The sequence below is a fragment of the Shewanella sp. SACH genome (assembly GCF_001887095.2).
Taxonomy (GTDB): domain Bacteria; phylum Pseudomonadota; class Gammaproteobacteria; order Enterobacterales; family Shewanellaceae; genus Shewanella; species Shewanella baltica.
Genome location: NZ_MPDG02000001.1, coordinates 176,991 through 189,462, shown reverse-complemented (window position 1 = coordinate 189,462; position 12,472 = coordinate 176,991). Strand labels below are relative to the sequence as shown.

The window sequence follows — 12,472 nt, the reverse complement described above, 5'->3', positions numbered from 1 at the left end:
GTTTATAAGGCACCTTTAACTACACAAATAGGTTAATTACCCATGGTCATCTTTTCTGCCTCAGCCATGTTTTTTTATTGCATTGCATTGGTGCTAGTGACGAGTCGATTGTTCCACCCCGACGGTCCGAATCGCCGCGCCGTCGCAGGCATAGCAGCCATTGCGGTCATTCTGCATGCTGCTGCATTATCCCAAGTAATTTTCACCACCGACGGGCAAAACTTTAGCCTGACGAACGTGATTTCCTTAGTGAACTGGATTATCGCCTTTACTTTTACTGTGTTGATGTTCAGGCTGAAGGTGATTGTCGTAGTGCCCGTGGTTTACGCCTGCTCTGTGCTCTCGGTCGCCCTACTCTGGTTATTGCCGCCTAAGTTCATCACGCATTTTGAGCTTTATCCTGAAGTATTAGCCCACGTCGTATTGTCACTCATGGCCTACAGTGCCCTGATGATTGCCGCCCTGTATGCGATACAACTGGCGATGATCCAAAATAAGCTGAAGAAAAAACAATTTATGCTGAGCCCAGGTATTCCGCCACTGATGACAGTTGAGAAACAACTTTATCATTTAGTGATTATCGGCGTTATCTTGCTCAGTTTGTCACTCGCAACCGGCTTTATCTTCCTTGAAGACATGTTCGCCGATGGCAAAGGTCATAAGGCTATCCTGTCGATAATGGCTTGGTTTGTATACATAACTATGTTGTGGCAACAGTATTGGGTCGGCTGTAAAATTCGTACCGCAGTCATTTACACTTTGACTGGCGCCACCTTACTTTCGCTCGCTTATTTTGGCGCGCGCATTGTCAAAGAGTTAATCCTCAACTAAACATTTAAGTCGGCAAAGGCAGTTAATGCCGCTGCCGACTTGACACTTTTTTTAAATGTCGGTATTTACTTAAGTTTACTGGCCATATTGGAGCCTTTTTTGGACGCTATATCGACAAGCGCACTCCTGATCGTTTTACTAGTGCTTATCCTATTCTCTGCCTATTTCTCAGGCTCAGAAACCGCCATGATGACACTCAACCGTTACCGTCTACGCCACTTAGCCAGCAATGGCCATAAAGGGGCGATTAGAGCTCTGAAGTTGCTTGAGCGTCCAGACCGTTTGATTGGCTTAATCTTAATCGGCAATAACTTAGTCAATATTTTAGCATCGGCCATCGCCACTATTATTGGTATGCGTCTCTGGGGGGACTTAGGTGTCGCCATCGCTACCGGTGTGCTGACACTCGTTGTATTGGTATTTGCTGAAGTCACCCCCAAAACCATCGCCGCACTAAATCCCGAACGTATCGCCTTCCCCTCCAGCATACTGCTGCGATGGTTGTTGATCCTATTAGCGCCCTTCGTAAAAGGCGTTAACCTCATCACGTCAGGCTTTTTACGTTTGATGGGAATTAAAACCGTCAATAGTAGCGATGCGTTGAGCCAAGAAGAGTTGCGCACTGTCGTACATGAAGCTGGGGCTCTTATCCCCCAACGTCACCAAGAAATGCTGTTATCTATCCTAGATTTAGAGAAAGTCACCGTTGAAGACATTATGGTGCCGCGCTCAGATATCTACGGGATTAACGTCAATGACGAGTTTAAGGTCATCAATCGGCAGGTCATCCAAAGTCCACACACCCGAGTGTTAGTGTATCGCGACACAGTTGACGATGCGGTGGGCTTTATTCATTTGCGCGATGCCCTGCGATTACAATCGAAAGAGCAATTTAGTAAGTCATCTCTGCTGCGCGCAGTGAAAGAGCTCTATTTTGTGCCTGAAGGTACGCCACTCAATGTGCAACTGGCTAACTTTCAACAGAACAAAGAGCGCATCGGCTTAGTGGTTGATGAATATGGCGATATTCAAGGTCTGGTGACGCTCGAAGATATTCTCGAAGAGATTGTCGGCGACTTTACTACTTCAATGTTAACCACGCCGAGTGAAGATATCAAAGTGCAGCAAGATGGCAGTTATTTAGTCGATGCCAGCATTACCATTCGCGATTTGAATAAAGAAATGAAGTGGAACTTCCCGACTGACGGCCCTAAAACCCTCAACGGTCTGATCCTAGAATACCTAGAGGAAATCCCCTCTGCCAATACCAGTTTACGTTTAGCCGGTTATCCCTTAGAGATCATCGATGTGGCAGAAAATATGATTAAAACCGTGCGTATCATACCGCTGCATTATCACCCGCCTAGAGCTTAGCTTTCGATTTTCCCCATAAAAAATCGGCCGAACCACATACTAAATATGTCGTTCGGCCGACTGCTCCCCCGAGCAATACTTTTCCCAAGTGATGTAACGAGTTAAATCTTTTTCGCCTCAAGTGCACGGCGCTTTTCAATTGCCATCGGCGTTATCTGGGCATTGAGCGCCTTTTCTAGGCCCAGCATAAAATACACTTCCGCCATCAAGAAGAATGGCCCAATTAATAACTGATTCAAATCATCTACAAAGGCAGGCTTGGCTTTTTCATATTTATGGCCAATTAACTGGAACACCCAGCCCACCACAAATACCCCTATGGCAAGCCAAGTGGCACCGGCAATATGCGCCGCCCATTCAGTTGTGAGCAGTACAGGAACCATAAATAAGATCAGCCCCATTGAGAGCCTTAAGTGTAAACGGACATAGTAGGCCGACACTAACACGCCGACAATCACGGCTAAACTGGTCTCGCCCAGACTGCCCAGCGGAATACGTACAGTGGCCAGCAACAGGAAAGCAGACCAAATAATCAGTGGGATACCAATAAAATGGGTCTGAATATTACGGTGATTTAAATGCACACTTTTGTAGGTCGATAACTGCTCTGCGGCGGATTTCATGTCGGGTTCCTCTTCATTTGCCCCTGCTTTTACCTGCGCCAAATTGAGCGACGCGCAAGCCATAAACTAGCGCAAAACAATTAAGCTGAACAGTAAAAGTAAACGAATTGTTGCACTTTATTGTTTGGTACTTATTTTGATACCCATCCAGAAATGAAAAAAGGAACCCTAAGGTTCCTTTTTGATAGACGACAAACACCAACTTGGGTTTATTGAGACTCTATGATTACCGTCGCAATCGCATAAGATTTTTCATCGGCAATAGAGATATGCCCAACCGTCGCTTTAAGCTGCTGTAAGCGCGCAAGCGCCCCCTCGGTAAAGTGAATCGTCGGCGCACCATCCGCATTGTTGCCAATGTGAATATGCTGAAACGACACGCCGCGGCCAATGCCCGTACCGAGCGCTTTGGCTGCAGCTTCTTTGGCGGCAAAACGCTTGGCAAGATAACGGCTTGGCTGACTATGGGAAGTATATATGGCCAACTCAGCCTCGGTCAGCACACGTTTCGCCAGCTTGTCGCCTGCGCGCGCCACATGGGCCTGAATACGCTCAATCTCGACGATATCTGTGCCTAGGCCGACAATCGCCATTATTCGCCTCGACGACCTTCAAGCATTAACACTTTCATGTCTTTCACTGCTGTCGCTAAACCGTCAATGGCGGCACGGGCGACAATCGCATGGCCGATATTGAGTTCATATAACTCAGGAATCGCCGCAATCGGTTTCACGTTGTGATAATGCAAACCATGACCTGCGTTAACCACTAAACCTTTGCCATGGGCGTATTTGGCCATTTCGCTAATACGCGCTAACTCAGTGGCTTCTTGTGCTTCCGTTTTCGCATCGGCATAACAGCCAGTGTGGATTTCGATAAGCGGTGCGCCAGAGGCAACAGCGGCATCGATTTGGGTTTTATCGGCATCAATAAATAAGGAAACTTGAATGCCCTCAGCGGCTAAACGAGTAACCGCAGCAGTGATTTTATCTAACTGCCCCGCCACATCTAAACCGCCTTCAGTAGTGACTTCTTGACGCTTTTCTGGCACTAAACAGACATAGGTCGGCTTAATTTTACAGGCGATGTTAAGCATTTCTTCGGTCACCGCACATTCGAAATTCATGCGGGTTTTCAAGGTTTTCGCCAGCAGATACACATCGCGGTCTATAATGTGGCGTCTGTCTTCACGTAAATGGATAGTGATGCCATCGGCGCCAGCATGCTCAGCAACGGCGGCGGCATGCACAGGATCAGGATAACTGGTGCCACGCGCCTGACGCAGAGTAGCAATATGGTCGATATTCACGCCCAATAAGATACGGCTCATCGGGAACTCCTTAATGTTGAACGCTGATATTGCGGCTTATTGTACTTAGGCTTACACAAAAAAACAGGAGCTAGGGCGAATTATTCCCATCAATCTTGGTTGGCGTGGCAGCGCTGACGAACAATTGTCGACTCAGCAAAGGTTTAGTCCCAAGTAATGGCTTTAACAGGGAGCGCATCAATAACTTAGCGCTCAAAAAATGCACATCGGTGAGTTGATTATCGTTAAGCGCCGTCAACATAGCACCTTGATAGGCATTGCGAGCACGGGAGTTGAGCACAAATTGAAAGCCTAACTCAGGCACGAGCTGGTAATAATCTTCAGCAACGAGTGGTTCACCCTGAGTATCGCGGCTAAGCGACGGCATGAAACCTAATTCCCGCAGCAAGGCGAGTTCAATATAGCGCAGTTGGGATTGACAAAACTTAGCAGCAAGGCCGACTAAGGCTTGATGATAAATGAGGAACAACTCTTCGGCGTTGTGCTGCACAGACAAAGTGCGAACCAATAACTCATTGATATACATGCCAGCAAACAAACTTTGGCCAGAAAGAGGCACTGCGGGTGCAGCGGCTTCGACTTGGGTTAAGGTTTTTAATTCAGACTTACCGCTAAATTCGAAGATCAGCGGTTGAAAGGGCTGGAGAATACTCTTGATAGAGCGCTTACCGCTGCCGGTTCTGGCAACCACATCGACCCGTCCAATGCCGTCAACTAAGAGGTTAACTAAGACACTGGACTCTCGATACGGACGATGATGTAGAACATAGCCACGTTTCATCGGTAAGCGCGCTCGCTGGAATTAATGCTTAATCGTCGCCGTAACCTAAGCTACGCAAGGCGCGTTCATCATCGGCCCAACCGGATTTCACTTTCACCCACACTTCGAGGAAGACTTTATTATCAAACAAGGTTTCCATGTCCAAGCGGGCTTGAGTCGCAATAGTGCGAATACGTTCGCCCTTGCTACCGATCACCATACGTTTTTGACCTTCACGCTCAACGAGGATCAGGGCATTGATTTGATAAACGCCATTTTCCATCATCTTAAACTGTTCAATCTCAACTGTCGCATCATAGGGTAATTCATCACCTAGGAAGCGCATCAGTTTTTCACGCACAATTTCCGACGCCATAAAACGTTGCGAACGGTCGGTAACATAATCTTCAGGGAAGAAGAAAGGCCCCTCAGGAATCGATGCCGCTGCCAGCTCTAAAATTCGCTGGACGTTAGTGCCCTTGCTGGCTGAAATCGGCAAAATTTCATCGAAAGGATATTTTTTGGCGACTTCTTCCAAATATGGGAATAGTGATTCTTTGTCTTTGATATTATCGACTTTGTTGATCGCCAGAATCGTCTGACGCTCTTCGCCGCCACGGCGTAACTTGCTGAGCACCATCTCATCATCTGCGGTCCATGTCATGCCATCGACCACGAAAATGACCATAGCCACATCGGCAAGCGAACTGGCCGCTGCGCGGTTCATCAGGCGGTTAATCGCCCGCTGCTCTTCAATGTGCAAACCCGGTGTATCGATAAACACGATTTGCTTAGGACCATCGGTATGAATACCCATGATACGGTGGCGCGTCGTTTGCGGCTTTTTAGAAGTAATACTCACCTTCTGACCAAGCAAACGGTTGATTAACGTCGATTTACCGACGTTAGGGCGACCAATGATCGCCACCATGCCACAATAAGTGACATCGTAATGGGCCGACGGCGTTGGCGCGGCCGCATTCATCCTTGCCAGTAATTCATCTAAACTCGGCTCAGTTGCCGCTTTTGCAGCATCGATACCTGACAAGTCTGTTTTTTTGGTCATTTCTTTAGTAACTCCAATACTTGAGCGGCCGCGATTTGCTCGGCTTTACGGCGTGAACTCGCCACACCAATGACGCTTTGGCTCAAGTCTTCAATACGACATTCAACGGTAAATGTCTGATCGTGGGCATCGCCTTCTATGTTGATTACTTGGTAATCAGGCAGCGGCTTTTTAAACCCTTGTAAATGTTCTTGCAGTAAGGTTTTCGCGTCTTTCTGGCTGATCCCGGGTTGGATTTCGGCCAAACGCTCGGCATACCATTTCAGCAATAATGCACGGCAAACTTCGAGATCGGAATCAAGGTAAACGGCGCCAATAATGGCTTCAACCGCATCGGCAAGAATCGACTCGCGTCTAAATCCGCCACTTTTTAATTCACCAGGACCGAGATACAAATAATCGCCGAGCTTAAACTCTTGGGCGATGATGGTTAAGGTATCACCGCGCACTAAGGTAGCGCGCATCCGACTTAAATCGCCTTCGGTCGCCTTCGGAAACTGATGATATAAGGCATCAGAAATCACAATAGATAAAATTGAATCACCTAAAAACTCTAAGCGTTCATTGTGTTTATTTGCCGCACTTCTGTGGGTCAGCGCTTGAGTCAACAGCTCAATATTCTTGAACTCATAACTTAAAGTACGACACAAACGTGGCAAATTTTTAATCGGTTCCATGCTATTTAATTCCACCTACACGCTCAAAACGCACGCCGCTCGGTACCCAAGTTGGGAGGAAGTCGGCTTTTGAACGGTCAAATTCAAAACTAATCCAAATCGCTACCGCTTTACCAACAAGGTTTTCTTCTGGCACAAAGCCCCAGAAACGACTGTCGGTGCTGTTATCGCGGTTATCACCCATGGCAAAGTAATGGCCTTCAGGCACTAAAAACTCACCCGCAGGTAAATTACCTTCGCGCTTAAAATATCCCAGCATGTCGGGACGACTTGGGTTGATCAAAATATCGTGGGCGACTTCGCCCAGTTGCTCCGTGTAACGCAGTAATGGCACGCCATCTTGGCTGTAATCACCACGACTGATTTCAGTGCGGGCGATAACTTGTGGTTCTGGGCAATCTGTTTGCTCAACGCCACAGGCCTTCTGGATCATCAACTGCTTATTACGGTAAATAATTCTATCACCCGGTAAACCGACAACACGTTTGATGTAGTCAATTGTCGGGTTTTCAGGGTATTTAAACACGATCACATCACCGCGTTTTGGCTCGCCGGTTTCAACCAGTTTAGTGCGCCATACAGGATCTTTAAGCCCATAACTGAATTTTTCCACCAGAATGAAGTCACCTACTAAGAGGGTTGGCATCATAGAACCCGATGGGATTTGAAATGGTTCATAAATGAATGAACGCAGGATCAACACAAAGGCAATCACAGGGAAAATAGAGTGCGCGGTTTCGACTATGGTCGATTCACGAATGATTTGGTACTCGGCTTCTTCGGTTAACGTCGCTTGCGAGGCCTTGGCTAACGCTAAACTCTCACGACGCTTAGGGGCGAATGCGAGCACGTCGACTAACCAAATAAGTCCCGAGATCAGGGTGATTAGCACTAGAATAATGGAAAAATACGCTGCCATTGCTTATTGAACTCCTGCTTTAAAATCATTTAAAGGTGCCTAACTCAGCGAATATCATACTTTAGTTAACTTACCGTATTCGACCTTGGTAAACCAAAGTGATAAACCAATGCGATAACCTAACTAAAGCGCCGCAAACAGCGGCGCAATAGTCAACTAAATGGTTATTTCTTATGCTAACGATTACTCGTTTAGCTTAAGTACCGCTAAGAATGCCTCCTGTGGCACCTCAACGTTACCCACTTGCTTCATCCGTTTCTTACCCTCTTTTTGTTTATTTAAGAGTTTTTTCTTACGAGAAACGTCGCCGCCATAACATTTAGCCGTTACGTCTTTACGCAAGGCTTTCACGGTTGAACGAGCAATAATTTGACTGCCCACAGCCGCTTGAATCGCGATATCAAACATCTGACGCGGGATCAGCTCTTTCATCTTATCGACTAAGGCTAAACCACGGTGACGAATGTTGGATCTATGGATAACCATAGCCAAGGCATCGACTCTGTCGCCGTTGATGAGAATATCTAAACGCACCATGTCTGCAGGATCGAAACGAATAAAGTTATATTCGAGTGATGCATAGCCACGGCTAGTGGATTTCAAACGGTCGAAGAAGTCCATGACCACTTCCGCCATTGGCAGATGATACGTCACAGCCACTTGGTTACCGTGGTAAACCATGTTCACTTGCGTGCCACGTTTTTCAATACACAAGGTAATCACGTTACCTAAGTATTCTTTTGGCACTAAAATGTTGGCCTCAACAATCGGCTCACGCATTTCTTCGATGTTGTTAATCGCTGGTAGATCAGACGGGTTATCAACGTAAATCGTTTCACCGCTGGTCATCACGACTTCGTACACTACGGTTGGCGCTGTGGTGATCAACTCTAGGTTGTATTCACGCTCTAAACGCTCTTGGACGATTTCCATGTGCAGCAGGCCTAAATAGCCAATGCGGAAACCAAAACCGAGTGCCGATGAACTTTCTGGTTCGAAGAATAATGACGCATCGTTCAGGCTGAGCTTATTCAGCGCATCACGGAAGTTTTCATATTCGTCAGTAGAAATCGGGAATACGCCAGCATATACCTGTGGCTTCACTTTCTTAAAGCCAGGTAACGGCTTTTCAGCACCGTTTTTGGCTAAAGTTAATGTATCGCCCACGGGCGCGCCGTGAATTTCTTTCAGACCCGCAATCACAAAGCCTACTTCACCGGTTTTAAGTTCGGTTTTATCAGTTTGTTTTGGGGTGAAAATACCGACGCGATCTGCAGTGTGGTTTTGTCCTGTAGACATTACCTTAAACTTGTCACCTTTTTTCAGGCTACCGTGTTTAATTCGCACTAAAGACACTACGCCTAGGTAGTTATCAAACCAAGAATCGATGATCAAGGCTTGCAATGGTGCGTTAGGATCGCCTTCTGGCGGTGGAATTTTGGCAACAATGACTTCTAAAACCTCGTCGACACCGACACCGGTTTTAGCCGAACAACGCACAGCATCCATGGCATCGATACCGACGATATCTTCAATCTCGGCAGCAACACGTTCTGGATCGGCTTGTGGTAAGTCAATCTTGTTTAAAATAGGTACCACATCTAGATTCATATCCAGCGCGGTGTAACAGTTTGCCAGTGTCTGAGCTTCAACGCCCTGACCCGCATCAACCACCAGCAAAGCGCCTTCACAGGCTGCTAATGAGCGCGAGACCTCATAGGAGAAGTCAACGTGACCTGGGGTATCAATAAAGTTGAGTTGATAGACAAGGCCATCTTTGGCTTTGTAATCCAAAGTGACACTTTGTGCCTTAATCGTAATACCACGCTCACGTTCTAGATCCATAGAATCTAAAACTTGAGAATCCATTTCACGGTCGGTTAAACCGCCACAAACCTGAATAAGACGATCTGATAGCGTCGATTTACCATGGTCGATATGGGCAATAATTGAGAAGTTTCTAATTTGTTTCATTATGCTGCAATGACTAATACTGAAAATGGATACGGTTCAAAGGAGCGAAATTGTACCTGATTGCGGTTTCAATACCAATCACATTCACTCCTACTTAGGACAGACCGATAAAACAACGCCCAAAACCGCAGTTAGCTGTTATTTGATAAACAATAACATATTGAAATTATTGAGCTAATTCTTGTAAATTGATGCTCATGCCCAAATAGGCCAAAATCACAGGTTGAGCATCGACTTCTAAGCGTTTGGCCTGTTGCTTACCAAAAGACCACGCAAGCAAGGCACCAACGGCCGCAAAGCCCATGGCACCTAGGTTAGGATTAAACTCAAGTAACTGGCCTAAAAATTGGCCTAACGCCGCGCCAACAAACAAACCAAACAGCGGCATTAAATAGATTAATGCCGCTGCTTTGAGGATCACGCTCTCGGGAAGTCCTAGTTTGAGTAACTCACCTGCCTCGCAGCGGCGCTCACTCTGAATCGAAAATTGCTGGGTTTTCGAGGAAAAAGCCTGAGCCACAGCAGAAGTCCCGCAAGACTCACTGTTACTGCAGCTCTTGCAGGTACTCTTAAGTTCGACTTCAACCGTCAACCAGCCTTGGCTATCACTGGCGACGACTCGGGCAATTTCTTCCATCATAATCGGCGTCCTATTCTAGCGTCAGACTTTTAGCAATGCGCGTTAGAGTTTCTGTCGGCACTTTACCCACAGCAACCACTTCGGCATTACCCACTTTTTCTGAGACTAACGACAAACCATTACGGGTGATTAACTCCTCAGGCAATGGACTTGTACTTGCTCTCGCAACATAAACGGAGATACTCGCTAGCCCATCGGTCAGTGCTATGTATTCCACCGCCTCATGGCTGCCAATCAATCTATGGTGATCACGCACGACCACAGTAAAACCTGCGGGTAACCAAGCAAATTGCCAGTTTTGACCGTCTTGGCGCTCGGCTTGATCGATAACTGCTGGCCATTCTTGCTTATAGGCTTCCTGCAAAATGGCTGGCGGCTCGCTGAATTCGATGAGTTCAATCACCATGATCTGCTCAAGCAATTGCTTATCTTGAGTCAGCATGTCGTATCGCAGCGGCAGATAAGTTTCCATATCAAGCCAAATTTGAAAGCCATAACGGAATTCATCATTGGGCAACAGGCGGATCATTTGCCCCGGGCGCCCAGCAATACGGGTGCGACCACCAAGCACAAACTGATAACCCACTTCTAAATCCGCCATATTGGCAGAAAAAGCGGCAGGCCAAACACCTTGAATATGATTAGAAACAATACTGTATGCAGGCTCGTCGTGCTCAATAAAAGTGACACGATTGCCGACACGCACAGCATTTTTAGGTGGACCGTTAAGGTATTCTAGAAAGGCTACTTCTTGATTATTCACCTTACCGTGCAGGTAAACCAAAGGCCGAATATGATCGGCCTGAAGTTGAATAATCGATGCTTTAAACTCTTTCTCTCGTAAGGCCTGACTCATTTTCTCGAGCCAGACTTTGGCAGGCATATCTTCCTGCGCCATCGCAGGAAAGACCAAGGCTAATAAAGCCAACAGGATTAGACGCAAGCTAACTCCTCGTTATTGATTGACCGGAACGGGTACGACCTCGGTATTGTCCTCTACAACCGCACCGGTATTCAATCGTTGTTGCAACATATGATCTTGAATATAAGTATTAATTCGGCGACGCTGCTCGTTCACCTGATCATTGGTATAACCTTGATTCTGTTGAACTGGACCCGTTTGTAGGCTCACAGGTGATGCGCTACCAATTAGCGGTCTGGTAATCAATACGGGCGATGGTGACGCGGCATCATCGGCGCTCTGATTGTAATTCTGCACACCGACAATCGCAAACATAGCAACCGTCGCAGCAATGGCATATTGGCCAAATTGCTTAAACAAAGGTATGACGCGGTTTTGCTGCGCATTGGCGGCAATTTGCGGGGTTACAGGTGCAGCAACCTTAGACGCATGATGCTTAGGCGCAACTATCGCTGGCTCAAGCTCAATGGCGGCGGCAATGCTAGCAGAGAGATCTAACACAATATTCTGCGGCAACTCGCCACGCATGGCATCGCCTATCATATGATAGTTATGCCATTTATCATGTGAATGTGTATCAGCAGATAACTCTGCCATGGTCTGCGCATCAGTCTCTCCATCGACTGCGGCAGATACCCATTCTTGACCTAATTTATCCATTTTTCACCTGTCTAAATATAAGGGTTTCTTAAAATAAGAATTTAGGCTTCCAGCAACGGCTGGAGCTTTTTATCGATAGCCTCTCGAGCTCGGAAGATACGCGATCTTACGGTCCCTACGGGGCAATCCATGACTATGGCAATATCTTCGTAACTCATTCCATCAAGTTCACGCAACGAGATGGCCATTCGTAATTCTTCTGGCAGCGTTTCTAAGGTATCGAAAATCACTTTTTTGATTTCTTCCGATAACAATAGCCGTTCTGGGGAGGCGAACTCCTTCAGCGCGTCACTGCCTTCATAATATTCGGCATCTTCTGCATCAACATCATTAGCGGGCGTTCTGCGCCCCTGTGATACGAGATAATTCTTCGCAGTGTTTACTGCGATGCGGTACAACCAAGTATAAAATGCACTTTCACCGCGAAAGTTTGGCAAAGCTCGATAAGCTTTGATAAACGCTTCCTGTGCGACATCAGCAACGTCCGCTTGATTCCGTACATAACGGGATATCAAGCTAATGACTTTACTTTGATATTTAAGCACTAACAGGTTAAAAGCGTTTTTATCACCTTGTTGTACGCGCTCAACTAATTGTTGATCACTTAATTGTCCACTCATCCGAGCCGACTTCTCCTAAATCTAAAATGCTGATTTCTCAGTCGCTCGAATCATATTCACTTATGTAGACTCGCGT

The 12,472-nt window shown here is 46.7% G+C and carries 14 protein-coding genes; 2 read left to right on the top strand and 12 right to left on the bottom strand.

Annotated elements, in window-relative coordinates; genetic code table 11:
* Window positions 1-42: 42 nt before the first annotated feature.
* Both ccsA and BM607_RS00785 read left to right on the top strand, forming a co-directional pair.
* Window positions 43-831, top strand: a complete 789-nt coding sequence (ccsA, locus tag BM607_RS00790; protein ID WP_006080786.1) for a cytochrome c biogenesis protein CcsA — start codon at window positions 43-45, stop codon at window positions 829-831.
* A 99-nt stretch (window positions 832-930) separates the two neighbouring features.
* Window positions 931-2,205: a CNNM domain-containing protein gene (locus BM607_RS00785; protein WP_006080785.1), complete on the top strand. Its 1,275-nt coding sequence runs from the start codon at window positions 931-933 to the stop codon at window positions 2,203-2,205.
* Between the two features lie 101 nt (window positions 2,206-2,306).
* Here the strand turns inward: BM607_RS00785 and BM607_RS00780 are convergent, their stop codons facing one another.
* The 12 genes from BM607_RS00780 to rpoE all read right to left on the bottom strand — a co-directional run bounded on the left by BM607_RS00780 (window position 2,307) and on the right by rpoE (window position 12,396).
* Entirely contained in the window at window positions 2,307-2,828 is a 522-nt protein-coding gene (locus BM607_RS00780; RefSeq protein ID WP_071939193.1) for an Mpo1-like protein, read from the bottom strand.
* A 209-nt stretch (window positions 2,829-3,037) separates the two neighbouring features.
* On the bottom strand, window positions 3,038-3,421 hold the full coding sequence (gene acpS, locus BM607_RS00775) for a holo-ACP synthase (RefSeq protein WP_071939194.1): 384 nt from the start codon (window positions 3,419-3,421) through the stop codon (window positions 3,038-3,040).
* The gene (gene pdxJ, locus BM607_RS00770; RefSeq protein WP_071939195.1) at window positions 3,421-4,158 is read right to left on the bottom strand and encodes a pyridoxine 5'-phosphate synthase; all 738 of its coding nucleotides are present in this window, start codon (window positions 4,156-4,158) and stop codon (window positions 3,421-3,423) included. The genes acpS and pdxJ overlap by 1 nt, the downstream gene beginning before the upstream one ends.
* Window positions 4,159-4,228: 70 nt before the next feature.
* A complete protein-coding gene (gene recO / locus BM607_RS00765) occupies window positions 4,229-4,939 on the bottom strand; it encodes a DNA repair protein RecO (protein ID WP_006080781.1) in 711 nt (236 codons plus the stop codon).
* Between the two features lie 28 nt (window positions 4,940-4,967).
* A complete protein-coding gene (gene era / locus BM607_RS00760) occupies window positions 4,968-5,984 on the bottom strand; it encodes a GTPase Era (RefSeq protein WP_006085067.1) in 1,017 nt (338 codons plus the stop codon).
* Entirely contained in the window at window positions 5,981-6,661 is a 681-nt protein-coding gene (rnc, locus tag BM607_RS00755) for a ribonuclease III (RefSeq protein ID WP_006080779.1), read from the bottom strand. The genes era and rnc overlap by 4 nt, the downstream gene beginning before the upstream one ends.
* A gap of 1 nt (window position 6,662) precedes the next feature.
* Window positions 6,663-7,580, bottom strand: coding sequence for a signal peptidase I (gene lepB, locus BM607_RS00750; RefSeq protein ID WP_006085066.1), 918 nt, complete (start codon window positions 7,578-7,580; stop codon window positions 6,663-6,665).
* A 183-nt stretch (window positions 7,581-7,763) separates the two neighbouring features.
* Window positions 7,764-9,554 (bottom strand): translation elongation factor 4, encoded by a 1,791-nt coding sequence (gene lepA, locus BM607_RS00745; RefSeq protein ID WP_071939196.1) that lies wholly within the window; start codon window positions 9,552-9,554, stop codon window positions 7,764-7,766.
* A 166-nt stretch (window positions 9,555-9,720) separates the two neighbouring features.
* On the bottom strand, window positions 9,721-10,194 hold the full coding sequence (locus BM607_RS00740; protein WP_006080776.1) for a SoxR reducing system RseC family protein: 474 nt from the start codon (window positions 10,192-10,194) through the stop codon (window positions 9,721-9,723).
* 10 nt (window positions 10,195-10,204) lie between these two features.
* On the bottom strand, window positions 10,205-11,137 hold the full coding sequence (locus tag BM607_RS00735) for a MucB/RseB C-terminal domain-containing protein (RefSeq protein WP_006080775.1): 933 nt from the start codon (window positions 11,135-11,137) through the stop codon (window positions 10,205-10,207).
* A 12-nt stretch (window positions 11,138-11,149) separates the two neighbouring features.
* Window positions 11,150-11,776, bottom strand: coding sequence for an RseA family anti-sigma factor (locus BM607_RS00730; RefSeq protein WP_071939197.1), 627 nt, complete (start codon window positions 11,774-11,776; stop codon window positions 11,150-11,152).
* Window positions 11,777-11,817: 41 nt separating this feature from the next.
* Entirely contained in the window at window positions 11,818-12,396 is a 579-nt protein-coding gene (gene rpoE / locus BM607_RS00725) for an RNA polymerase sigma factor RpoE (protein WP_006080773.1), read from the bottom strand.
* Window positions 12,397-12,472: the final 76 nt, after the last annotated feature.